Source organism: Nonomuraea sp. NPDC059194, from assembly GCF_042754765.1.
Taxonomy (GTDB): domain Bacteria; phylum Actinomycetota; class Actinomycetes; order Streptosporangiales; family Streptosporangiaceae; genus Nonomuraea.
Genome location: NZ_JBHZBH010000035.1, coordinates 69317 through 91491, shown reverse-complemented (window position 1 = coordinate 91491; position 22175 = coordinate 69317). Strand labels below are relative to the sequence as shown.

21 protein-coding genes and 1 tRNA gene are annotated in these 22175 nt (G+C 71.3%); 10 read left to right on the top strand and 12 right to left on the bottom strand.

Annotation, left to right across the window (positions count from 1 at the left end):
• Positions 1 to 281: 281 nt before the first annotated feature.
• Positions 282 to 1376, bottom strand: coding sequence for a DUF4192 domain-containing protein (locus tag ACFXJ8_RS33370; protein ID WP_379647970.1), 1095 nt, complete (start codon positions 1374 to 1376; stop codon positions 282 to 284).
• A gap of 116 nt (positions 1377 to 1492) precedes the next feature.
• Between ACFXJ8_RS33370 and ACFXJ8_RS33365 the strand changes: the two genes are divergently transcribed.
• Positions 1493 to 1690 (top strand): zinc ribbon domain-containing protein, encoded by a 198-nt coding sequence (locus ACFXJ8_RS33365; RefSeq protein ID WP_379647974.1) that lies wholly within the window; start codon positions 1493 to 1495, stop codon positions 1688 to 1690.
• Positions 1691 to 1849: 159 nt separating this feature from the next.
• On the opposite strand, the gene ACFXJ8_RS33360 is transcribed toward ACFXJ8_RS33365, so the two are convergent.
• The 5 genes from ACFXJ8_RS33360 to ACFXJ8_RS33340 form a co-directional block, all read right to left on the bottom strand.
• Complete coding sequence (locus tag ACFXJ8_RS33360; RefSeq protein WP_379647969.1) at positions 1850 to 2602, bottom strand: EI24 domain-containing protein; 753 nt, start codon at positions 2600 to 2602, stop codon at positions 1850 to 1852.
• Between the two features lie 9 nt (positions 2603 to 2611).
• The gene (locus tag ACFXJ8_RS33355; RefSeq protein WP_379647968.1) at positions 2612 to 3193 is read right to left on the bottom strand and encodes a Maf family protein; all 582 of its coding nucleotides are present in this window, start codon (positions 3191 to 3193) and stop codon (positions 2612 to 2614) included.
• A gap of 22 nt (positions 3194 to 3215) precedes the next feature.
• Positions 3216 to 3899 (bottom strand): DUF937 domain-containing protein, encoded by a 684-nt coding sequence (locus tag ACFXJ8_RS33350; protein WP_379647967.1) that lies wholly within the window; start codon positions 3897 to 3899, stop codon positions 3216 to 3218.
• A gap of 349 nt (positions 3900 to 4248) precedes the next feature.
• Positions 4249 to 6222 carry an ATP-dependent zinc metalloprotease FtsH gene (gene ftsH, locus ACFXJ8_RS33345; protein ID WP_379647966.1) on the bottom strand — a complete coding sequence of 658 codons (1974 nt, stop codon included), beginning with the start codon at positions 6220 to 6222 and terminating at the stop codon, positions 4249 to 4251.
• Positions 6223 to 6295: 73 nt separating this feature from the next.
• Positions 6296 to 7072, bottom strand: a complete 777-nt coding sequence (locus tag ACFXJ8_RS33340) for a hypothetical protein (RefSeq protein ID WP_379647965.1) — start codon at positions 7070 to 7072, stop codon at positions 6296 to 6298.
• A 146-nt stretch (positions 7073 to 7218) separates the two neighbouring features.
• Between ACFXJ8_RS33340 and ACFXJ8_RS33335 the strand changes: the two genes are divergently transcribed.
• Positions 7219 to 8139 carry a DUF3616 domain-containing protein gene (locus ACFXJ8_RS33335; RefSeq protein ID WP_379647964.1) on the top strand — a complete coding sequence of 307 codons (921 nt, stop codon included), beginning with the start codon at positions 7219 to 7221 and terminating at the stop codon, positions 8137 to 8139.
• Here the strand turns inward: ACFXJ8_RS33335 and ACFXJ8_RS33330 are convergent.
• Positions 8126 to 8758, bottom strand: a complete 633-nt coding sequence (locus ACFXJ8_RS33330) for an aminoacyl-tRNA hydrolase (RefSeq protein ID WP_379647963.1) — start codon at positions 8756 to 8758, stop codon at positions 8126 to 8128. The two genes, ACFXJ8_RS33335 and ACFXJ8_RS33330, sit on opposite strands and share 14 nt — an antisense overlap.
• Positions 8700 to 9986 carry an MFS transporter gene (locus ACFXJ8_RS33325; RefSeq protein ID WP_379647962.1) on the bottom strand — a complete coding sequence of 429 codons (1287 nt, stop codon included), beginning with the start codon at positions 9984 to 9986 and terminating at the stop codon, positions 8700 to 8702. Before ACFXJ8_RS33325 ends, ACFXJ8_RS33330 begins: the two co-directional genes overlap by 59 nt.
• Before the next feature lie 72 nt (positions 9987 to 10058).
• Between ACFXJ8_RS33325 and ACFXJ8_RS33320 the strand changes: the two genes are divergently transcribed.
• The 7 genes from ACFXJ8_RS33320 (at position 10059) to ACFXJ8_RS33290 (ending at position 16266) form a co-directional block, all read left to right on the top strand.
• Positions 10059 to 11009 carry a GlxA family transcriptional regulator gene (locus ACFXJ8_RS33320; protein ID WP_379647961.1) on the top strand — a complete coding sequence of 317 codons (951 nt, stop codon included), beginning with the start codon at positions 10059 to 10061 and terminating at the stop codon, positions 11007 to 11009.
• Positions 11010 to 11047: 38 nt separating this feature from the next.
• Positions 11048 to 12577 carry an ABC transporter substrate-binding protein gene (locus ACFXJ8_RS33315; RefSeq protein WP_379647960.1) on the top strand — a complete coding sequence of 510 codons (1530 nt, stop codon included), beginning with the start codon at positions 11048 to 11050 and terminating at the stop codon, positions 12575 to 12577.
• Positions 12577 to 13536, top strand: a complete 960-nt coding sequence (locus ACFXJ8_RS33310) for an ABC transporter permease (RefSeq protein ID WP_379647959.1) — start codon at positions 12577 to 12579, stop codon at positions 13534 to 13536. The genes ACFXJ8_RS33315 and ACFXJ8_RS33310 overlap by 1 nt, the downstream gene beginning before the upstream one ends.
• A complete protein-coding gene (locus ACFXJ8_RS33305; protein ID WP_379647958.1) occupies positions 13533 to 14339 on the top strand; it encodes an ABC transporter permease in 807 nt (268 codons plus the stop codon). Before ACFXJ8_RS33310 ends, ACFXJ8_RS33305 begins: the two co-directional genes overlap by 4 nt.
• Positions 14336 to 15265 carry an ABC transporter ATP-binding protein gene (locus ACFXJ8_RS33300; RefSeq protein ID WP_379647957.1) on the top strand — a complete coding sequence of 310 codons (930 nt, stop codon included), beginning with the start codon at positions 14336 to 14338 and terminating at the stop codon, positions 15263 to 15265. Before ACFXJ8_RS33305 ends, ACFXJ8_RS33300 begins: the two co-directional genes overlap by 4 nt.
• Positions 15249 to 15896: an ABC transporter ATP-binding protein gene (locus tag ACFXJ8_RS33295; protein ID WP_379647956.1), complete on the top strand. Its 648-nt coding sequence runs from the start codon at positions 15249 to 15251 to the stop codon at positions 15894 to 15896. The genes ACFXJ8_RS33300 and ACFXJ8_RS33295 overlap by 17 nt, the downstream gene beginning before the upstream one ends.
• A 130-nt stretch (positions 15897 to 16026) precedes the next feature.
• Positions 16027 to 16266 (top strand): TetR family transcriptional regulator C-terminal domain-containing protein, encoded by a 240-nt coding sequence (locus ACFXJ8_RS33290; protein WP_379647973.1) that lies wholly within the window; start codon positions 16027 to 16029, stop codon positions 16264 to 16266.
• Positions 16267 to 16457: 191 nt separating this feature from the next.
• Here the strand turns inward: ACFXJ8_RS33290 and ACFXJ8_RS33285 are convergent, their stop codons facing one another.
• Together ACFXJ8_RS33285 and ACFXJ8_RS33280 are read right to left on the bottom strand one after the other, a co-directional pair.
• The gene (locus tag ACFXJ8_RS33285) at positions 16458 to 17807 is read right to left on the bottom strand and encodes a 5'-nucleotidase C-terminal domain-containing protein (RefSeq protein ID WP_379647955.1); all 1350 of its coding nucleotides are present in this window, start codon (positions 17805 to 17807) and stop codon (positions 16458 to 16460) included.
• A gap of 153 nt (positions 17808 to 17960) precedes the next feature.
• A tRNA-Ala gene (locus ACFXJ8_RS33280) sits at positions 17961 to 18033 on the bottom strand.
• A 113-nt stretch (positions 18034 to 18146) separates the two neighbouring features.
• Here ACFXJ8_RS33280 and ACFXJ8_RS33275 point away from each other — a divergent pair.
• A complete protein-coding gene (locus ACFXJ8_RS33275) occupies positions 18147 to 18395 on the top strand; it encodes a type B 50S ribosomal protein L31 (protein WP_379647954.1) in 249 nt (82 codons plus the stop codon).
• On the opposite strand, the gene ACFXJ8_RS33270 is transcribed toward ACFXJ8_RS33275, so the two are convergent.
• Positions 18392 to 21181, bottom strand: a complete 2790-nt coding sequence (locus ACFXJ8_RS33270; RefSeq protein ID WP_379647953.1) for an FAD-binding and (Fe-S)-binding domain-containing protein — start codon at positions 21179 to 21181, stop codon at positions 18392 to 18394. The two genes, ACFXJ8_RS33275 and ACFXJ8_RS33270, sit on opposite strands and share 4 nt — an antisense overlap.
• A 98-nt stretch (positions 21182 to 21279) precedes the next feature.
• Positions 21280 to 22140 (bottom strand): TetR/AcrR family transcriptional regulator, encoded by an 861-nt coding sequence (locus ACFXJ8_RS33265; protein ID WP_379647952.1) that lies wholly within the window; start codon positions 22138 to 22140, stop codon positions 21280 to 21282.
• Between the last annotated feature and the right edge of the window lie 35 nt (positions 22141 to 22175).

Genomic DNA, 22175 nt, shown 5'->3' with positions numbered 1-22175 from the left:
CAGGTACGACAAGCTCGCCGTACGCTACGAGGCCACCGTCCAGATCGCCATCATCAACGACTGGCTGACCTGCTTATGAAACACGCCCTAGGTCAGCGGGCAGCGGATCCACCTTCCAGGTGCAGCTTGGCGAGCATGGTGCCGGGATGCCTCGAGGAGGCGTTCTATCGGTAGTTGTTCCGGGCTGAGCGATGTGATGTCAGGTTGGTGCCGGGGCCGTCGCGGTGGCGCGTTGCTGAGGATGCCGCAGCCCGCTCACGATGGCGACGCTGGGAGGAGCGTCAGGAGAGGGCCTCTTCCTTCTCGTCGAGGACGGCGGTCAGGGGCAGCAGCCAGCTCGCGTGGGGTGTGCCCATGGCGGCGTCGAGCTCGGCGGGGTTTGGCATGCGGTCGCGCAGCGTGTTGGGTGAGAGCAGGTGTTGGAGCGCGTGCATGAGGAGGTTTGCCATCGAGTAGGTGGGGTCGATGGCCAGAGCGCGTTCGAGGGCGATGGTCGCGAGGACGCACTCGCCGCCGCGCCAGGCGGACATCGCGAGGAGAGAGGCGGCCGGGGGGACGAAGCGCGGTTCGAGGCGTCGCGTGAGGTCCTTCCAGAGCGCGAGATGGGCGGGCTGGGTGGTGTCGTCGAGCAGTGTCCAGGCCTCGTCGCGAATCCTGATCACGGACAGGTCGAGCCCCAGGCGGGCGACCGTCTTGTCGTCGATCCTCCCACCTGACGTGGCGATCTCGATGGCGGCGCGGACCCTGGCCAGGCCGTCGGCGACAAAGCGCCGGGCGAAGCGGTCGGCGTCGGGCGCGCTCGCCATGGCGGTGCGGAGGGCGGTGACGGCTCCCGCGGTGGCCTGGCGCATCGACAGTCGCACGGGGCCGGTGTGGGGCGCGATCGTCGCCTCGAGGGTCGCACGGTTGGGCAGGGCGACGAGGCCCTGGACGGTCGCCGCGGCGGCTATCCGGCTGGTGGAGGTGTCGTACGGCGTGCCGTCCACGGAGCAGCAGCCGGGCAGCTCGCACACGTAGGACCAGTAGCGGCCCTCATGGGCGCGCAGGATCTCGCAGGGGACGACGCCGCACCACGTGGCGATGGAATTGAGCTCGTCGACGGCAGGGGTGACGTGAGAGCGGATGCCGTATCCGACGGCGACGAGGTGGGTGATCGACTCTCGGGCGAACAGCGCGGCGAGGGGACGGAGTGAGCCCGGCGGAAGCGGCAGGTTCCAGCGCGCGCAGACACGCATCTCGCCCTGGCCGACTCTGCCTGCCAGGCCGATGACGACCAGGCTGTCGCTGGGGTGGAAGCCGACGATGTACGGCACGGCGGCCAGGATGTCGGCGGGGGTGGTCAGGGTGAGGGCGGATTCGGTGAGGTCGGTGCTCATGGGGCATGAGGGTGCCGGGTGAGGGGTGGGGGCATTTCGGGCGAGCGTGGTTCTGTGGATGGCGGCGGTCGGGCGGGTGAGGCTGTGGACAGCCCTGGTGGTGAAGGGCGCCGACTATCCAGATCGACCGCTGCGGCTGGAAGATCGGGAAGCTCGCCCTGGACGTCCGCGAGTGGGACTGTCAATCGTGTGGCGAACATCACGACCGCGACATCGCCGCCGCGCTCAACATCCTCGCCGAAGGCATCCGCCTGAGGTGCTCGCACGACGTGGCCGCCGGGCTGGCGGACACCCGAAACAACTGTGAAGGGTAGGTAAGACCAGGCGAGGCGATCCCGAGCCTGGCACCGCCCGAAACCTGCACCGCGCAAGCGGCGTAGAAGCAGCAGTAGCCATCCTGCCGTGAGGCGGGAGTTCTCCCCGCCATCTGTTTATGGCGGGGAGAAGTCAACGAAACGTTTCCGACAGGCTGGCTAGGGGCGGGCGGGCGGCAGGGCCGACAACCGTGAGCGGACCATCAGCGCCGCCCCCGCCACCGCCGCTGGCATCGCGATGACCGCCACGAAGGGCACCAGGAACAGCAGGAAGACCAGCACCCCGAACCCCAGTGCGGGTGCCTTGTTCGCGCGCAGCATCTGGAAGCGGGCGCGGCGGTTGAGGCCTCGCCGTTCCAGAGCCAGCGACGTCAGCTCCACTGTCAGGAAAAATCCGGACACGAGGGCGCCCAGCACCGGCACCACCGTCTGCCCGATCACCGGCACGAACCCGAGGAAGAACAGCGGGATCGTGAACATCAATACATACAGCAGCGTCACCAGGCTGTCCCTGAGCGAGCGCGGGATCGACCGCCACCACGGCACGTCGTCGGACTCCTGCAGCGGGTCGACCTTCTCCGACAGCTTCTCGTAGAAGGGCTCCCCGATCGCCAGCGTGAGCGCGGTGAACGTCAGCACCGCCAGCGCCAGCCCGCCGATGAACAGCATCACCCCCAGCGCGCCCCTGAAGAAGTCACGCCACCCGGGAGACCACCCATCGGCGAACGGCGTCAGGAAGTCGGCGATCCCGGTGGCGTTGTTGCCCAGGTAGACCAGCGCGACCACGTAGACGGCGAAGGCGACCAGCGCGGGGATGAGCCCGAAGCCCCACCATCGGCCGTTTCTGGCCACCCAGCCGAGGCCCTGGAAGAAGAACCCGACACCGCCGGCGAAGTCGCGCATTGATCGCATGGGGAGAAACTAGCGCCAGAAGTCGGTCACCGCGTAACCCAGTTCGGCCAGCAGCTCGCGGACGAGCGGCAGGGAGATGCCGAGCACGTTGCCGTGATCGCCCTCGATGCCCTCGACGAACCAGCCGCCGAGCCCGTCGAGGGTGAAGGCGCCCGCCACGTGGAGCGGCTCTCCGCTGGCGACGTAGGCGGCGATCTCGTTCTCGGACGGTGTGCCGAACCGCACCACCGTGGAGGCCACCTCGGCGGCCCGCCGGCCGGTGGCGACGTCGATCACGCAGTGGCCGGTCAGCAGGCGGCCCGTCCGGCCGCGCATCATCCGCCAGCGCGCCAGCGCCTCGTCCGTGGTGGCCGGCTTGCCGTACACGCGGCCGTCGAGCTCCAGGACGGAGTCGCAGCCGATGACCAGGCCCTCGGTGAGCCCCGCCGCGACGACCTCGGCCTTGGCGATGGCGAGCTTCAGCGGCAGGTCGGCGGGGAGCACGGCGGTGAACGCCTCTTCGTCGACCCCGCTCACGATCACCTTGGGATCGAGCCCGGCGCTGCGGAGCAGGGCGAGGCGGGCGGGGGAGGCTGAGGCGAGCACGATCACCCGGTCAGTTTATCGGGCGAGGTCACCAGTCGGGGTTGGTGTTCTCCGGGTCCGCCGCCCGGGGAGGCCGCCGCTGAGGTGCGGGCCGGTCAACCGGGGTCTCCTGGCTGGGCTCTTGCGACTGGTACGGCGGGGCCCCGCCCAGCAGGCCGCCCAGCACGTCACCGAGGCCGCCCGCGCCTCCCGCGCCCTGACCGCCGAAGATACTGCCGAGCAGCCCGCCCAGCACGTCGTTCATGCCGCCCTGCGTCGCGGACTGCTCCTTGTTGAGGTCGTCGGCCACCGCGCCGGCGTCCATCTGCTGCCTGCTGGCCCTGTTCGCCAGGATCGACATCACGATCGGCGCCAGCGCGGCCAGCAGTTTTAGGACCGTCGCCGAGTTGAGCCCGGCGAACTGCGAGATCCCGTCCGCCGCCTGCTCGGTCCCCTGCCTGCCGAGCACGTGGCCGAGGATGCCCTGGCCCTCCTGCTCGAGGTCGGAGGGGTCGGCGCTGAACGGGTCTCGGTCGACGTGGTCGTCCAGTGCGGTCCGCAGGGCCTGCGCGCCCTGCGAGTCGCCTGTGTTGTGGGCCATGCCGCCGACGATGGTGCCCACCACTGCCTCGACCGCGGTGCGGGCCTGTGCGGTGTCGGTGCCGAGCAGTCCGGCGATCTGCTCGAGCCCCGGGTCTCCGAGGCGGGCGAAGATTTCATCATTGAGAGTCACACCGAGCACGTGCCCGACCAAATACCCCGATAAGACCACAAAGGAGTCAAAGCGGGTCGCCCGCCGACCCCGGCACGCCGACGCCGCGGCGAGGCGTTGACGGGGCCCTGGCGGGGGCCGGTGACAGTGGCCGGTGGCCGGGGGCTGATGGCCGATGGCCGGGGGGCCGGGAGGGCCGGTGGCCGGTGGCCGGTGGCCGGGGGGCCGGTGATGGTGGCCGGTGACCGGGGGCGGTGACGGTGGCCGGTGACAGTGGCCGGTGACGGTGGCCGGTGACCGGGGGGCGACGGGGGGCGACGGGGGGTGAGGGGGGTGGTGGGGCGCGGGCGGGCGGGCTGGCGACGTGTGATCAGTGGGGCTTGGGCTCGACGGCGGGCCGGTTGGCGCGCGGCAGTCCCGCCGCCGCGTACGCCTGGGCCTCGTCCAGCGTCTCCTGTTCCAGCAGCGCCACGACGATCGCCTCCAGCCGGTCCCTGTTCTCGCCGAGCACCCTGATGGCCGCCTCGTAGCACTCGTCGACGATCCGCCGTACCTCCTCGTCCAGCGCGGCGAGCGTGTGCGGGGCGGCCTGCGGCTGGCCGTCGTTCGGCAGGATGGTCAGCGGGCCGATCCGCTGCGACATGCCCCACCGGCCGACCATGCCGCGCGCGATCATCGTGACCTGTTCCAGGTCGTTCTCCGCGCCCGTGGTGATGACGCCGTAGATGACCTGCTCGGCCGCCATCCCGCCGAGCGCGCCGATGATGCGGCCCCGCAGGTACTTCTCGTCGTAGGCGTAACGGTCGGTGTCGGGTGTGGACAGGGTGACGCCGAGCGCCCTGCCGCGCGGGATGATCGAGATCTTCCTGACCGGGTCGGCGCCCGGCTGGAGCATGCCGAGCAGCGCGTGGCCGGCCTCGTGGTAGGCGGTCCTGGTGCGCTCCTCCTCCGGCATGACGATTGAGCGCACCGCGCCGAGCTGCAGTTTCTCCAGCGCGTCGGCGAAGTCGGGGGCCGAGACCTTCTCCTTGCCGCGCTTGGCGGCGAGCAGCGCGGCCTCGTTGACGAGGTTGGCCAGGTCGGCGCCGGTCATGCCGGGCGAGGTCTTGGCGAGCTGCTCCAGGCTGACGTCGCCGTCGAGAGGCACGCTCCTGGTGTGGACCTGCAGGATGGCGATCCTGCCCGCCGCGTCGGGCGGGGCCACCATGACGGTACGGTCGAACCGTCCAGGACGCAGCAGCGCGGGGTCGAGCACCTCGGGCCGGTTGGTGGCGCCGATCACGATGACGCCCTCGGCCCCGGAGAAGCCGTCCATCTCGGTGAGGATCTGGTTGAGCGTCTGCTCGCGCTCGTCGTGCCCGCCGATGCCGCTGGCCCCGCCGCGGGCGCGGCCGATGGCGTCGATCTCGTCGATGAAGATGATCGAGGGGGCGACCTTGCGCGCCTCCTCGAACAGGTCGCGTACGCGGGACGCGCCGACGCCGACGATCATCTCGATGAACTCCGACGCGCTGGCGGAGAAGAACGGCACGTTGGCCTCGCCCGCGACGGCCCGCGCGAGCAGGGTCTTGCCCGTTCCTGGCGGTCCGGCCAGCAGGACGCCCTTGGGCAGCTTGGCGCCGAGGCGGCGGTACTTGCCGGGGTCCTTGAGGTAGTCGACGATCTCGACGAGTTCGTTCTCCACCTCGTCGATGCCCGCCACGTCCTCGAACGTGACGCGGATCTTGTCGCTCTCGATCGGCTTGGCCGCCTTCGACTTGCCGAGGCCGCCGAGCCCGCCGCCGCCCATCATGCTGGCGCCGCGCCGCATGACCCAGATCCACAGAGCCGCCAGGATGGCGATCGGCAGCAGCGACAGCAGCAGGTTCAGCAGGAAGCCGCGGCTGCCGGTGCTGATGGGCTCGGCCTTGATCTCCACGCCCGCCGAGGTCAGCTGCTGGTAGAGCTGCTCGTCGTTGGCGAACACCGGGATCTCGGTGACGAACTTCGTGTACGACTTGTTGGAGCTGTCGGGATCGGTGGCCGCCTTCTTCAGGTCTCCGGTGACGGAGTAGCCCTGGGCGTAGACCTCCTTGACGTTGCCGGAGGTCACCTGACTGGTGAACTGACTGTAGGAGATCGTCTCTACCTGGCCCTCGTCGAAGAACGACGAGATCAGGAAGAAGCCCGCGTAGACCACCAGCAGCGTGATGACGAAACGCCACCAGTTGATTTTGGGTCGGCCGCCCGCCCCGCCCTTCGGCAGCCCTTCGGCGCGCCAGGGCTTGGGCTGCTCCTTGTCCGGCTCCTTCTTCGGCAAGCTCGAACGCTCAGCCACGGCGTCACTCCCCCAACCTCGCCGCATTCTCTGTCGCTTCACAATAAGAAACGCGCGCCATTGACCGAGCCAGGCCGGCTGTGCGCACGTTCCTCATTCGTCAGCCTAGAACACGAACTCCCGACATGACGCGCCGAAGATCGGCCCACCTCTTTTTCTGGGTGTCGGGGATCGAGACGAAGACCATGGCCGGCTTGTCCTTGTCCGCCTCACGGACGGCGACGGCCGCGACCGAGGAGCGCTTGCCGTACTTCACCTGGTAGTAGAGCGTCCAGCCGTTCTTGGCCGGCTGGGAGCCGAGCCAGCGGATCACCGCGCCCTTCGGGTGGTGGTTCAGCGTCCATCTGGCGGCCAGCAGCGCGGTGTCGCGCGGCCGTTCCTGCGCCTCGATCGGCACCGGGCAGCTGACCAGCATCCCGCGCGGGCCCGCGCCGGTTTTGGGCAGCACCTGCCTGGAGGTGAAGGGCGCGGCGCCGTACCGCTTCCACGGGCCGCGCAGCCGGGGCACGGACACACCTGCCTTGGCGTCCTTGATCGTTCCGCTGGTCGCGATCGGCTTGCCCGGCAGCGTGCGCATCTTGAGGCGGCTGGGCAGCCTCGGCACCCTGCGGTCGGCGGCCAGCGCCTCCAGCGCGGTGTACCCGGGCGCGATGGTCGATCCAGGCTGTGGTGTGGCCGAAGCAGAAGGCGCGGCGGAGGCAGAGGGCGTGACCGAAGGCGCCGCCGAAGGGGCGGACGAGGCCGGTACGGCCGGCGGCGCGGCGACCGGCCGGGCCTCACCCTCGTCCGCCCCTGCTAACAGCGCGACGGCGAGCCCGCCCGCCACGACCACGGCCAGCGCGGCCACGACGGCCACCACCTGGTAGACCACGCGCATCCGCAGGTCACCCAGACGGCTGCGCTTGAGCGGAGAGCCTGTGGGCCTCGCCTGATACTTAACCTGAGGCCCCGCGGCCCCACTCTCCCCATCGAGCACGATCGGGAGCGTACGACATATCACCGGATTACGTGTAGAAAGCGGCCATGGTGGAACTCCGATTTGACCAGGCGTCACGCGACGCGCAAACGCACACGAACCTGTCCGCGTTGCGCGTCGACCCGTCGGGTCTGTGGATCGCGGGTGACGAGACCGCCACCATCGAGCGCCTGGCCTGGACGGGCGAGCGCTACGACCACGAACGCACCTTCCATCTCGCCGACTACGTGGACCTGCCCGCGGGCAGGGACGACGAGGCCGACATCGAGGGCATCGCGCGGGCGAACGGCTGGCTGTGGGCGGTCGGCTCGCACAGCCTCAAGCGGAGAAAGGTCAAGTCACCCGACCCCGCCAAGGCGGCCAAGCGGCTGTCCACGGTCATCAGGGAGCCGAACAGGTTCATCGTGGTGCGCCTCCCGCTGGAGGGCCCCGGCGCGGTGGGCAAGGGCGCGATCCTCACCGACCTGGCCGACCTGCTGGCCGACGACCCGCATCTGGCCCCGTTCACCGCCATCCCCGGCAAGGACAACGGCCTCGACGTCGAGGGCATCGCGGTGCTCGGCGAGCGGGTCTTCCTCGGGCTGCGCGGGCCGGTGCTGCGGGGGTGGGCGATCGTGCTGGAGATCGACGTGCGCGAGGACGGTCCCGACCGGCTGCGGCTCGACGGCTACCGCAAGCACTTCCTCGACCTGGGCGGGCTCGGCGTGCGCGACCTGTGCCCCTACGGCGAGGAGCTGCTGCTGCTGACCGGACCGACCATGGACCTGGACGGGCCGGTCAGGATCATGCGGTGGAGCGGCGAGGGCCAGCCGGAGTTCGTCGCCGACCTGCCGTACGGCGTGGGCTGCGACCACCCCGAGGGGCTGGCGGCGCTCGGCGACGGCAGGCTCATGGTCGTCTACGACAGCCCCGCCCCCGAACGGTTGACGCCCGAGGGCGGCGTCCTGGCGGACATCATCGAGATCTGACGCGCAGCCACGGCATGTCCGCCACGAACGTGCACGAGCCGGGCGCGATCTCGGTGAACCCGGCGTCGCGCACGACCGGCAGCCCGCTGCCCGCCAGGGCGTCGAAGTCGGCGGCGGCCCGTACCGACACCGTCAACCCCTGGTCGCGCCACGCCGCCCGCTCCTCGGGCGAGCTGGCCCACCAGGCGAGCTGGGCGGCGTGACCGGCCTGGGCCATCGCCTTGCCCGCCGACATCTCCAGCGCCGGGTTCTCCCACAGGACCGGCGGCCGCGCGGGCCCCGGCTCGTCGGTGTCCACCAGCTCGGTGCCGCCCACCTGCAGCTTGGCCAGGTCCTTCGGACAGTCGTCGAGCGGGACCGGCGGGAAGACGCGCACCTCGGCGGTGCGGTGCTCGATCGTACGGCCCGGCAGCGCGAGCGCCCTGCGCCATTCGGCGCCGCGCGCCCTGCGCACCCCCTTGCGGATCCTGCCGGTCGACTGCCAAATCTCCAGTTCCTGGGCCCACTCGCCGGGGTCGGCCAGGAGGTCGAGCACGGCCATCGCGGCCGCCTCCAGCGCGTCAGCTCGCTCGGGAGGGCTGGCGCGTTCGATCCTGACCACCAGCGGGAGCACCATCATGCGCTCCAGCATGCCGTATGGCCAGGGACATCCCGGCCGCCAGGAGGCACAGCGCGCCCGCCACGTACCAGGCCAGGTCGTAGGCGCCCAGGTGGTCGCGGGTGAGCCCGGCGCCGACGGCGGCGATCGCGGCGCCGACCTGGTGGGAGGCGAAGACCCAGCCGAAGACGACCGCGCCGTCCGTCCCGTAGATCTTCCTGCACAGCGCCACCGTGGGCGGCACGGTAGCCACCCAGTCCAGGCCGTAGAAGATGATGAACAGCAGCATGCTGGGCTCGGCGGTGGCGGCGAACAGGCCCGGCAGCACCATGAGCGACAGCCCGCGCAGCGCGTAGTAGACGCCGAGCAGCACCTTCGGGTCGACCTTGTCGCTGAGCCAGCCCGAGGCGACGGTGCCGACGACGTCGAAGATGCCGACGAGCGCGAGCAGGCCCGCCGCGGTCGCCTGGGGCATGCCGTGGTCGTGCGCCGCGGGGATGAAGTGGGTGCCGACCAGGCCGTTGGTGCTGGCGCCGCAGATGGCGAAACCGCCGGCGAGGAACCAGAAGGGCCGGGTCTTCGCCGCGGAGCGCAGCACGGTCAGCACCCTGATCGCCGCGTTGACCCTGGACGGCTCGGGCTTGGCGGAGGTGGTGGCGCCGAGCGCGGTCGTGCCGACGTCGGCGGGGTGGTCGCGCAGGAACACCCACACCAGCGGCACGACGAGCAGGGCCGCGCCGGTGACGGTGAGAGAGGCGATCCGCCAGCCGGGGCCTTCGGCCAGCCAGGCCAGGACCGGCAGGAAGACGAGCTGTCCCGTCGCTCCCGCGGCGGTGAGGATGCCGGTGACGATGCCGCGGTGCCGGACGAACCACCGGTCGGTCACCGTCGCGACGAACACCAGCGCCATCGAGCCCGTCCCGAGGCCGACCAGCAGGCCCCAGCAGAGCACGAGCTGCCAGCTCGCCCCCATGAAGACGGTCAGGCCGCTGCCGATCGCGACCAGGGTGAGCGCGGCCGCGACGACCCTGCGCATGCCGAAGCGGTCCATGAGGGCGGCGGCGAACGGCGCGGTCAGGCCGTACAGGACGAGGTTGACGGAGACGGCGAGCGAGATCTCGCCGCTCGACCAGCCGAACTCCTCCTGGAGCGGGGTGATCAGGACGCCGGGGGTGGCGCGGAAGCCTGCGGCGCCGATGATCGCCACGAACGCGACCCCCGCCACCAGCCATGCGCGGTGCAACTTCATGCCGCCCATCATCCATAGTCACAGTAAGCGGGTGGGAGTGGCCGAAAAGCCAATATGTGAAAGAATCAGGCCATGGCGCATCGAATCGCCGTCGTCGTCCTCGACGACTTCGCCCCGCTCGACCTGGGCATTCCAGGCCAGGTCTTCTGGGCCGCGCGCGACCGCGACGGCAATCACCTGTACGAGGTGGTGACCTGCTCGCTCGACCGGGCGCCGGTCAGGACGAGCGCGGGCTACAGCGTGCTGCCCGACCACGATCTCGACGTGCTCGACAGCGCCGATACCGTGCTGGTGCCCGGCGTCCATGGCGGACCCGCGATGCTCTCGGGCACGATCCCACCCGCGCTCGCCGCGGCCCTGCGGGGTCGCCCGCGGGTGATGTCGATCTGCACGGGAGCGTTCGTGCTGGCCGCGGCAGGGCTGCTGGACGGGCGCCCGGCGACCACTCACTGGATGAACGCCAACCGCTTCCGCAGGTTCTTCCCCCAGGTGCTGCTCGACCCCGACGTGCTGTTCGTCGACGACGGCGACGTGCTCACCTCCGCGGGTGTCGCCTCGGGGCTCGACCTGTGCCTGCACGTGATCCGCCGCGACCACGGCAGCGAGGTGGCCAACCGTACGGCCCGCCGCTGCGTGATGCCGCCGTGGCGGGAAGGCGGCCAGGCGCAGTACATCGACCGGCCGCTTCCCGAGGCCAACGGCAACGGCACCGCCGTGACCAGGGACTGGATGCTGGAACGCCTGGAAGAGCCGCTCGACCTGGCCGTGCTGGCCGCGCACGCGCGGATGAGCGTGCGCACCTTCACCAGGCGCTTCCGCGAGGAGACGGGGCTGAGCCCCGCCAGGTGGCTGACCCTTCAGCGGGTCGAGCACGCGCGCCACCTCCTGGAGACCACCGACGTGGCGGTGGCCGAGGTGGCCAGGCACGCCGGTTTCGGCACCGCGGTCTCGCTGCGCCAGCACCTGCACGCCGCCGTGGGGGTGTCCCCCTTGGCGTACCGGCAGACGTTCAGGGGAACCTAGTTGCAAGTTGTTCGCAACAGCAAGTTAAAGTCAGCAATATGCGCCCCCTCGTGTGGGTGAGCACGCTGCTCGCCGTTGTCTCCCTGTCCGCCTGTACCGCTCCCTCCGCGGGTCCCTCCGCGGGCCCGGCCCCCGCCGGCGACGCCTTCGTCATCGCGATCAGCTCGGAGTTCGAGACGCTCGACCCGGTCAAGGGCTACGCGCCCGACGGCGGGTCGATGATGTTCGACGGCCTCATGAGCAGGGACGCCGACCTGTCGCTCAAGCCCGCGCTGGCCACCGCCCCGCCCGTCATCTCGGCCGACGGCCTGAGCGCCGTCTTCACCCTGCGCGAGGGGGTGAAGTTCCACGACGGCCGCCCGCTGACGGCCAAGGACGTCGCCTACACCTACACCGCCGTCAAGGGCTCGCCGATCGGCGGCGACTACGAGGCCATCGACACGGTGCGCGCCAAGGACGAGCGCACGGTCGAGTTCAGGCTGAAGCACGCCTACGCCCCGCTGGCCCAGCGCACCACGCTCGGCATCGTGCCCGATGGCGGGATCGCCGCGAACAAGCCGGTCGGCACCGGGCCGTACAGGTTCGTCTCGTGGACGCCCGGCGACAAGGTCGTGCTGGCGGGCAACAAGGACTACTGGGGCGGCGCGCCCGCGATCTCCAGCGTCGTGGTGGCCTTCGCCGCAGACGACAACGTCAGGGCCACGCGCCTGGCGGCCGGTGAGTTCGACGCGGCGATCCTGCCGCCGAAGGCCGCGGCCAGGTTCGAGAACCAGCAGGGCGTCACGGTCCACAAGGTCGACAGCGCCGACTACCGCGGCATCATGTGGCCGTTCAAGGAGAAGGTGACGGGCGACAAGGCGGTCCGCAAGGCGGTGAGCCTCGCCCTCGACCGGCAGGCCATGGTCGACACGATCATGGCGGGCGCGGGCAAGCCCGCCTTCGGCCCGATCTCTCCCGACACGGCCTGGCACGAGCCTTCGGTCACGGGCAAGGCGACGCCCGACCAGGCAGCGGCCACCAAGCTGCTCGACGAGGCGGGCTACAAGCCGGGGCCGGACGGGATCAGGGCGAGTTTCACGCTGATGTACCCGGCGGGCGACTCGCTGCGCAAGGAGCTGGCGTTGGCCGTCGCCTCCGACGCCAAGAAGATCGGCCTCGACGTACGGCTGGCGGGCCTCGACTGGGACGCGATCGAGCCCCGCATGGCCAAGGACGCGCTGATCATGGGCTACGGCAGCCCGTACGACCCCGACTACGTCAACTTCGAGCTGTTCCACTCCAAGTTCGCCGGTCAGGGCTTCTTCAACCCGGGCTTCTACAACAACCCGAAGGTCGACGCGCTGCTGGAGAAGGGCAGGGCCACGACCGACGAGGCCGCCCGCAAGCAGGCCTACCAGGAGTTCCAGCGGCTCGTCTTCGACGACGAGGCCTGGACCTACCTGGCCTTCCTCAAGCACGTCTACGTCATCCGCGGTGAGTACCAGGGCGTCAAGCCGTCCGTCGACGCGCACGAGCACGCCACCGGCGGCCTCTTCCGCGACCTGCACACCTGGAAGCCCGCCGCCTGATGCTGAGGATCGTCCTCTGGCGGCTGGCGTTCGCGCTGCCGCTGCTGCTGGTGGTCACCGCGGCGATGTTCGCGCTGGCCGCCTCCTCCCCGTTCGACCCGGTCCGCCAGTATCTCGGCGACCGCGCCATGGTCACCTCACCCGAGGTGGTCGCGCGGATCAGGGCCGAATGGGGGCTCGACCGGCCGCTGCTGGAGCAGTACGCCACCTGGCTCGGCAACCTGGTGTCCGGGCAACTCGGCGACTCCCACTCCTTCAACCGGCCCGTCGTCGAGGTGATCGCCGAGCGGCTGCCGTGGACGCTGCTGGCCACCGGCTGCGCGATCGTGCTCATGCTGGCGGGCAGCCTGGTCGTGGGCACGCTGGCCGCCTGGCGCAAGGGCTCGGTGCTGGACCGGCTGATCACGGGAGGCGCGCTGGCCAACGAGTCGGCCCCGGTGTTCTGGCTGGCGCTGGCGGCCGTCTACGTCTTCGCCGTCACCCTGCGGTGGCTGCCCGCGGGCGGGCTGACCGACGCGGGCTCCACGACGCTCGATCCGGCCGACGTGGCGCTCCACATGGTGCTGCCGGTGACCGTCCTGGCCGTCTCGCAGTCGTCGTGGCTGGTGCTGTACGTGCGCGAGTCGGTCATCGGCACGCTGCGCGAGGACTTCGTGATCGGCGCCCGCGCGCGCGGCCTGCGCGAGCGCACGGTCGTCGTCAGGCACGCGCTGCGCGCCGCGCTGCTGCCCTTCCTCACGCTGCTCGGCGCGCGGGTGCCGGAGCTGGTGACGGGCGCGATCCTGGTCGAGAGCGTCTTCTCCTGGCCCGGCGTCGCCTCGGCGACCGTCCAGGCCGCCCTGTCGGTGGACTTCCCGCTGCTGGCCGTCCTCACCCTGCTGGGCACGGTCGCGGTCATCGCGGGCAACCTGCTGGCCGACCTGGCCTACCGGGTCGCCGACCCGAGGACCGCCTCATGAGAACCGCCGCCGTCACCCTCGTCGTCCTCGCCCTGGCGGTGCTGCTGGTCCCGCCGATCTTCCAGCTCGACCAGCAGCTCGTGGACCTGCGCTCGGCGGGCCTGCCGCCGTCGCTCGCGCATCCGCTCGGCACCGACGAGGTGGGCCGCGACGTGCTGCTGCGCTGCGTCTACGGCCTGCGCGTCTCCTTCCTCGTCGGTCTGGTCGCCGCGCTGGTCAGCATGCTGATCGGCGGCACGCTCGGCCTGGTGGCGGGCAGCTCGGGCGGTCTGGTCGACCGGTTGCTGATGCGCGTGGTGGACGGCTTCTCCTCCCTGCCGCACCTGCTGCTGGGCATCTTCATCGTGGCGATGTTCGCGCCCAGCCCGGCGGCCGTGGTCGTCTCGGTGGGCGTCACCCACTGGACCTCCGCGGCGCGCATCGTCCGTTCGGAGGTGCTGTCGCTGCGCGGCCGGCCGTTCGTGGAGGCCGCCATCTCGGGCGGCGCCGGCCGCTTTCGCGTGATCTACCGCCATCTGCTGCCGCATCTGGTGCCGCATCTGCTGCTGGCGATGGTGCTGATGGTCCCGCACGCGATCTGGCACGAGACCGCGCTCAGCTTCCTCGGCCTCGGCCTGCCGCCGCACCTGGCCTCGCTCGGCAACATGATCAACGACGGGCAGCGCTCGCTGCTGGCGGGCGACTGGTGGTCCAGCCTCGCGCCGGGACTGTTCATCCTGGCGCCCACGCTGGCGGTGTCGGTGCTCTCGCAGCGCTGGCGCGACCGGCTCAACCCCCGGATGCGATCGGAGCTCGCGCTGTGAAACTCGAGGTCACGGGGCTCACGGTGAGCTTCGCCATCCCCCGGGCGACCGTCCGCGCGGTCACCGGCGCCTCCTTCTCCGTACGGCCCGGCCGCTGTCTCGCGCTCGTCGGCGAATCGGGATGCGGCAAGTCGGTGCTGGCCCACGCGCTGCTGGGACTGCTGCCCGCCAACGCCCAGGTGTCGGGGCAGGCGGTGCTCGACGGTGGTCTCGACCTGCTGTCGGCGCCGCCCGCCGTACTGGCGAGGAAGGTGCGCGGGCGCGAGATCGGGCTGATCCCGCAGAGCCCCGCCACGCACCTGACCCCCGTGCGCACCGCGCGGGCGCAGTTGGAGGAGGCGCTCGCCGAGCTGGGGTCCACGCGGAGCGCGGCCGAGCTCGCCGAGCGGTTCGGGCTCGCCCCTCGCGACCTGGACCGCTACCCGCACGAGCTGTCCGGCGGGATGGCGCAGCGGGTGGCCAACGCGATCGCGCTGGCGGGCGATCCCGGCCTGCTGATCGCCGACGAACCGACGAGCGGCCTGGACCGGCCCCTGGTGGAGCGGACCATGGCCGTGCTGCGCGAGCTGTGCGAGGAGGGCAGGGCAGTGCTGGTCATCACCCACGACCTGCGCGCCGCCGCCCAGGTCGCCGATGACATCGCGGTGATGTACGCCAGCCGCCTGGTCGAGGTCGGGCCCGCCGCCGAGATCCTCGACCGGCCCCGCCACCCCTACGCCGCGGGGCTGGTCGCCGCCCAGCCCGACAGGGAGTTCGTCGCCATCCCCGGAATGCCGCCCGAGCTGACCGCGCTGCCCCCGGGATGCGCGTTCGAGCCCCGCTGCGGGCACGCCACCGCCGCCTGCGCCACGACGACGCCCGCCATGACCGCCGGGGTCTCGTGCCACCATCCTCTGAGGGAGACCGTCCGTGCTCAGGGCGCATGACATCACCGTCGGGTACGGCGGGCGGCCGGTGCTGTCGGGCGTCTCGATCGAGGTGCCGCCGGGCCGTACCGTGGGGCTCGGCGGGCCGAGCGGATGCGGCAAGTCGACGCTGGCCAGGGTGCTGTCGCTGATGCTCAGGCCGCTCTCGGGCGGGGTGAGCATCGACGGCGCGGACGTGACCAGGTGGCGGCAGCGCGCCCCCCGCGACCTGCGCACCCGCGTGGCCCTGCTGTACCAGCAGCCGAGGGTCGCGGTCGACCCGCGGCTGACGCTCCGCGAGATCATCTCCGAACCCCTGGCCGCAGCGGGACGTCCTTCGTCGTCGCTGGTCACGGAGCTCGCCGCGGAGGTCGGGCTGACCGGTGACCTGCTGACCCGGCGGCCGCACGAGGTGTCGGACGGGCAGCTTCAGCGGGCGTGCCTGGCGCGGGCGCTGACGCTGGAGCCGGGTTACCTGATCTGCGACGAGATGACGACGATGCTGGACGCCTCGACCCAGGCGCACCTGGTGGCGGTGGTCCGCTCCTACCAGGCGCGAACCGGCGCGGGGGTCCTGGCCATCAGCCACGACCAGGTCCTGCTGGACCGGTGGGCCCACGCCACCCTCACGCTCACGGGCCGGGCTACTTGAACAGGTCGCGGGCCATGCCGCCACCACGCCGATCACGCGCGTACGGCAGGCCCGTCGTCCGCGCGCGGACGGCCGTCACCAGCGCCTCCCCGCCAGCCCGACGGTCAGGCACTACTTCGCCCGTCCCGAGCTGCGCCCGCACGCCGAGGAGAGCTACGACGGCATGCGCCGCCTGGTCTTCAAGGTGCTGGACGGCGCCCGCAGGCTCGGCCGCCTGCGGGCGGGCGTCGACCTGGAGGTGGAGGTCGAGCGGCTGTGCGCGCTGATCGACGGGCTGACCGTGCACGCCGTCCTGCACCCTGGCCGCATGGACGCCGAGATCATGACCCGGGTCCTGCGCCGCCACCTCCAGAGCCTCACCTGCGCCTGACGGCCCCGCCTGCTACGAGGGGTCGAGGGCCGTGGCCAGCGGTCTGGCGGCGCCCTGATGTCGAGGTGGCTGGTCGGCTTGTCGGGCACGAGCAGCCGCCGCCACGATCCCCAGCACCGCGGTCACGCGAACGATCACCCATGGACCGCCGGACGGCCGGTGACAGGGTCACCGGCCGTTGTTCGCGGCACCTACCGGACAGTGACGCGGTCGCCCTTGGGTGCGGGAACCGGTGAGTGGTTGGTGATGTACGACGCCAGCGCCCCCGTGTCGTCAGGTCCGCTGTGGGTCACGCCCTTGGCCCCTTCCCATCGGGGGAAGCCCTGCCAGCCGCCCGCCAGGATGTAGTTGGCCGCGACCTTGACCACCTGGGTGTCGGACACCGGCGTGCCGTTCAGCTTGAGGTCGGTGACCACCCCGCCGGACAGCGTGTAGCTGAGGGAGGCGGAGGGGGTCAGCACCCCGGCCTTCGGAGTGTTGGGCACCAGAATCCTCTTGAGCTGCGCGCCGGTCAGCGCCCACACGTCGATGGCGAGCCCCGCGGACTGGATGCCCCACACGTCCGAGAACGTGACCGGTCCCGCCTTCAGGCCGTTGTGCATCCCGGACTTGCTGACGAGGGCGACCTGCGCGCCCGAGACGGTCTGGACCGCTTCCAGCATGGCGTCGGCGACCAGCTCGGCCACCGGGCCGCCGCTGCCGGTGAGCGCGATGTCCTCGGCGGCGACGCCGACCTGCGCGCTGCCGCTCGGCGGGCGGCACTTGAAGTAGTAGATGATGTTGGAGGTCAGGCCGTTCGGCTGGTTGACCTCGATCTGCACCGCGTTCTGTTCGGTCTCCCAGCCCCAGTCGAACGTCTCCAGCACGGTGGCGAAGACGGCGCCGTGGTCGGCGGGAACGTTGACGGCCTTCCACTCCTGGGTGCCGACCAGGCGGTACTGAACGGTCTGCGCCCCCGCGGGAAGCCCCTCGAAATAGCCGTGGACCTTGAAGGTCAGCGGGCACTTCGACGCGGTGGTCCGCTCGAAGGCGATGCCGGCCTTCCGCACCAGGTTCCGATCCGGCGTGTCGTCGCCCTGCCGGGCAGGAGGCGGTGTGGCCGGGGCGTCCGGCGCGCCGTCGTCCACGACGGGGACGCCCACGCTGTCCCACGAGTCGCCCACGCTCTGCCCGCCGCCGGCGCAGCTGACGGCGAACGCGGCCTTCCCCGAAGTCTTCTTCACCGGGCTGACCAGGCGAACCGCGCCCCAGCCACGAGTGTCATCGGTGACCTTGACCGACGTGGACAGGGTGATGGTCTTGAGGCCCTTCCCGCCGACCCTGTAGGTCTTGGTCCTGCTCTGGTCTCCGTCGCTGAAGGCCCACGCGTATTTCAGCGTCATTGGGGCCTTGACCTTCACGGTGGTGGACAGCGTCACGGTCGCCGGGCAGTCGCCGGTGTGGGCCTTGGGCAGAGCGGAGGCCTTGCCGAAGACGACCGGCTGCGGGGCGGCGTGCGCCCCAGGGGCGAAGGCGCTGGACGCCAGGGCGATGACAGCCACCAGCCCTCCGATTCGGCGCCCAGCGATGGTTAACGAACGCACAGGATTCCTCTCTCAAGATCGTCGATGAGGCATCCTGACACACCGCGCCGACAGAACCTGGGCAACGCAAAAGCGGCGGTGTCATCACTGACACCGCCGCTGCTGAATCTGTGGAGCTAAGGAGATTCGAACTCCTGACCCCCTCCATGCCATGGAGGTGCGCTACCAGCTGCGCTATAGCCCCTTTGCGCCTTGGCGCGTAGCCAGTCTATAGGACTCCAGAGGTAGTCGGTGACGGGAATGCCGCACACCCTCCCCCGGTTACAACGATTACCGTTTTCACGACCAGGAGGAACGATGAGGAAGAACCTGCACCCCGAGTACCGTCCCGTCGTCTTCAGGGACGCCAGCGCCGACTACGCCTTCCTGACCAGGTCGACGGCGACGAGCACCAAGACCGTCGAGTGGAGCGACGGCCGCGTCTACCCGGTCGTCGACGTGGACGTCTCCGCCGCCAGCCACCCCTTCTACACCGGACGCAGCCGGGTGCTCGACACCGCGGGCCGGGTGGAGAAGTTCACCCAGCGGTACGGCAGGCGCGCCTAGCGGGTGGCCTCCTCAAGGAGTTCGAGCAGGTGGCGGTACGGCCGGCCGGTGGCGCGGGCGAGCCCGATCTCGCAGGTGCGGTTGGCCGAGGCGTACGCGTCGTAGTCTCTGGCCGCCACCGCTCGGGCCTCCTCGCGGGTGGCGGCGGCGGTCAGCTCCGGATGCAGCAGGCCCCGGTCGCCGGCGAACCCGCAGCACTGCCAGCCGTCCGGCACCACGACCTCGTCGGCGATGGCGCCGGCGATGGCCTGGAGCGCGTCGTTGAGGCCCAGCCGGGTGGACGAGCAGGTGGGGTGCAGCGCCAGTGAGGCCAGCCGCCGGCGTACGGTCAAGCGCGGCAGGATGTGCTCGGCGACGTAGGCGATCGCGTCGACGACCCGTACCGCGCCGCCACCCGCCTCGGTCAGGCGCTCGAACCCCTCGGTGCAGGAGGCCGCGTCGCTCACCACGGGCAGCCTGCCGCCGCGACCGGCCTGCTCCAGCACGGGAAGCACGCGCTCGCGCATGGCGGCGTACCCGTCCGGCATGCCCTTGGACGACCACGGCGTGCCGCAGCACAGGCCCGCGATCGGCTCCGGCACGAGCAGCCGGATTCCGGCCCGTTCGGCGAGGGCCGTCAGCGCACCGTGGACGCCCTTGCCGCCCGCGGCGGGCGCGAACAGCGTTCCCAGGCAGGACGGGATGTAGACGGCATCGGGGTCGGCCACCAGGCGAGGCTTCCTGACGCGGCCTCCCCCGGGCAGGTCGCGCCGCCACTGGGGCACCCGCCCGGCGCCGAACACCGCGCGGGCGGCGCGGGACACGCTTTCTGGCAGGGCGGGCGGGAGCTTGGCGGCCAGGTCGAGCCCTCGGGCCATGCCGCGTGTGGCGGCCGACCACCGTCCGGCTGCGAACCGCCATCCGGCCCTGGCCACGGGCTTGCGCCGCTCGGCGCGCAGGCGCTTCATCAGATCGCCGGTGTTGATGAGGACCGGGCAGGCGGTGGCGCACATGCCGTCGACGGCGCACGTTTCGACGGCCGCGTAGGAGTAGTCGCGGCGCAGTTCGCGCGCCAGCGCGTGGTCGCCGGCCGCCTCGGCCGCGGCGAGCTCGCGACGGAGCACGATGCGCTGCCTCGGGGTGGTCGTCAGGTCCTTGCTGGGGCAGACGGGCTCGCAGTAGCCGCATTCGACGCAGCGGTCCACCTCGGGATCCACGGTCGGCACGGACTTGAGGTGCCGCAGGTGGACCGTGGGGTCGTCGGTGATCAGCACGCCGGGATTGAGGATGCCCGCCGGGTCGCACAGCGCCTTGATCTCGCGCATGACCTCGTACAGCTCGTCGCCGAACTGACGGCGCACGAACGGCGCCATGACCCGGCCGGTGCCGTGCTCGGCCTTGAGCGTGCCGCCATGCGCGAGGACGAGGTCGACCATGTCCTGGGTGAACGCCTCGTACCGTTCGGGCGCCGCCGCGCCGGAGAACTTCTCGGTGAGCATGAAGTGCAGGTTGCCGTCCTTGGCGTGGCCGAAGATGACGGTGTCGTCGTAGCCGTGCCGGACGAACAGGCCGGTGAGCTGGGCGCAGGTGTCCACCAGAGCGGGCACGGGGACGGCGATGTCCTCCAGGAGGGCGGTGGTCCCTGGCGGGCGGGCGCCGGCCACGGCGGCGTACAGACCCTTGCGGATGTGCCAGAGCGCCGCCCTGACCGCCGCCTCGCCGCTGAGTCGCGGCGTGCTCGCCAGGGGCAGTCCGTCCAGGACGGGGCTCACGGCGCGCACGCGGTCGTCGAGGACGCCGGGGTCGCTCTCCTGCCACTCGGCCAGCAGCGCGGCATGGCCCTGTACGGCGAGGGCGCGCAGGGCCGGGTCGGCCTTCGGGTCGTGCTGGGCGACGCGCAGGGCCGCGGCGTCCAGCAGTTCGATGGCCGCGGGACCGGCGGCCACCAGGGCGGGCATCGCGCTCATCGCCTGCGCGAGGGTCTCGAAGACGAGCAGCCCTGCGGCGGCGTGCCGGTGCAGGGGCACGGTGCGGAAGGTCGCCTCGGCGACGAAGGCCAGCGTTCCCTCGCTGCCGACCACCAGGTGGGTCAGGATCCGGCTCGGCGAGGAGTGGTCGAGGAAGGCGTTGAGCCCGTAGCCCATGGTGTTCTTCATCGCGAACTGGGCGGTGATCCGCCGCACCGAGTCGGGGTCGGCCCGCACGCGGTCGCGCAGGCGTTCGAGGCCGGCGAACAGGCCGGGCTCGGTGGCGCGCAGCCGCCCGTCGGCGTCGGGGGCGCCGGTGTCGAGCACGGTGCCGCTCGGCAGCACCAGCAGCAGCGATTCGAGGGTGCGGTAGGTGTTGTGCTCGGTGCCGCAGGTCATGCCGCTGGAGTTGTTGGCGATGACGCCGCCGATCGTGCACGCCGACTCGCTGGCGGGGTCGGGGCCGAGTTTGCGGCCGTAGGGGGCCAGCCGGAGGTTGACCTGGCGGAGGGTGACGCCTGGCTGCACCCTGACCCGGTGGCCGTCGTCGAGCACCTGCAGGTCCCTGAAGTTGCGGCGGGTGTCGACGAGCAGGTGCTCGGTGACGGCCTGGCCGCTCAGGCTGGTGCCGCCCGAGCGGAAGGTGAGCGGCAGGCCGTTCCTGCCGCTCAGCCTGAGCAACTCGCCGATCTGGGCCGCGCCGGATGGCGTGACGACCGCGCGGGGGTGCAGCAGGAAGTGGGAGGCGTCATGAGCCAGGCGCAGCCGGTCGGTGGCGCGCGTCCGAACGCCGCCGGGAACGACTGTCTCCAGGTCGGCCCACTGGGTTTCGACGGTCACGTAGCCCCGCTTCCCAACTTTTCCGATATTTGGAACGATGGTCTGATATTTGAACCAGGAAGGACGATACCCCGCCGGTGATTCCGCCGGAAGTGGGGTCAGTTCTTGCGCATGCGGTAGGCGCGTTGGCGGCAGGCCGGTGAGCAGTAATCCCGCGGTCGGCCCGTGGCGGGGGTTTCGACCGCCTTGCCGCACACCACACATCGAGTTACATCACGACTTTCGTCACGCACTAGCGTCTCGACGCCGTCGAGCACCCGCTGCAGGCCGAACTCGAACGGGTCCAGCGGCGCGTCGTAGCCGCCCTCCCGGTAGATACGGCTCAGCGTCGGATAGCGGTCCATGTGCTCGAAGAGCGAGTCACGGGCGCCCCACCACTCCTCCTCGCTGACCCCGGTGCGCCGCTCGGTCCGCGCGGTCTCCACGACCTGCCGGGCGGCGCTCTCGACGAACCCGCCGACGAGGGTGACCACGGCCACCACCTCCGCGGGCGGCAGCCCGGCCCGCGCCACCACGTCCAGCGCCCACTCGAATCTCGCCACCGCGTTCGGGCCCGGCACCCGCCTGGACCCCGACGCCTCGATCAGCCAGGGGTGGCGCCGGTAGCGCGCCAGCCCGGCCCGCGCCCACACCTCCAGCCCCGCCCTCCATCCCGGCCGCTCGCCCGCACCACCGGACGCCTGCTCCCCCGCGCCACCGGGGTCCCCTGTGCTGCCGGGCGGCTGTTCTCCGAGGACCTCGTCGCGCATGAGGTCGATCAGCTCCGCCTTGCCCGGCACGTGGCGGTACAGCGACATGGTGGTGAAGCCGAGCCGTTCGGCGACCCTGCGCATGGAGACCGCGGCCAGTCCCTCGGCGTCGGCCAGCTCGATCGCGGCCCGCACGATCCGCTCCAGGCTGAGCCCGCGCCTGGACCTCGCTTCCCACAGCAGCTCGGTGCTGCGCTCCGGATCGGCCATCTTGACTCCCCTCTAGGTCTATGCTGTATACCAGA

Coding starts and splice junctions, on each gene's coding strand:
- ACFXJ8_RS33305 (WP_379647958.1), top strand. CDS start 13,533: ATGAGAACCGCCGCCGTCACCCTCGTCGTCCTCGCCCTGGCGGTGCTG.
- ACFXJ8_RS33325 (WP_379647962.1), bottom strand. CDS start 9,986: ATGAAGTTGCACCGCGCATGGCTGGTGGCGGGGGTCGCGTTCGTGGCG.
- ACFXJ8_RS33330 (WP_379647963.1), bottom strand. CDS start 8,758: ATGATGGTGCTCCCGCTGGTGGTCAGGATCGAACGCGCCAGCCCTCCC.
- ACFXJ8_RS33275 (WP_379647954.1), top strand. CDS start 18,147: ATGAGGAAGAACCTGCACCCCGAGTACCGTCCCGTCGTCTTCAGGGAC.
- ftsH (WP_379647966.1), bottom strand. CDS start 6,222: ATGCGGCGAGGTTGGGGGAGTGACGCCGTGGCTGAGCGTTCGAGCTTG.
- ACFXJ8_RS33360 (WP_379647969.1), bottom strand. CDS start 2,602: ATGCGATCAATGCGCGACTTCGCCGGCGGTGTCGGGTTCTTCTTCCAG.
- ACFXJ8_RS33315 (WP_379647960.1), top strand. CDS start 11,048: ATGCGCCCCCTCGTGTGGGTGAGCACGCTGCTCGCCGTTGTCTCCCTG.
- ACFXJ8_RS33370 (WP_379647970.1), bottom strand. CDS start 1,376: ATGAGCACCGACCTCACCGAATCCGCCCTCACCCTGACCACCCCCGCC.
- ACFXJ8_RS33340 (WP_379647965.1), bottom strand. CDS start 7,072: ATGCGCGTGGTCTACCAGGTGGTGGCCGTCGTGGCCGCGCTGGCCGTG.
- ACFXJ8_RS33320 (WP_379647961.1), top strand. CDS start 10,059: ATGGCGCATCGAATCGCCGTCGTCGTCCTCGACGACTTCGCCCCGCTC.
- ACFXJ8_RS33265 (WP_379647952.1), bottom strand. CDS start 22,140: ATGGCCGATCCGGAGCGCAGCACCGAGCTGCTGTGGGAAGCGAGGTCC.
- ACFXJ8_RS33310 (WP_379647959.1), top strand. CDS start 12,577: ATGCTGAGGATCGTCCTCTGGCGGCTGGCGTTCGCGCTGCCGCTGCTG.
- ACFXJ8_RS33335 (WP_379647964.1), top strand. CDS start 7,219: ATGGTGGAACTCCGATTTGACCAGGCGTCACGCGACGCGCAAACGCAC.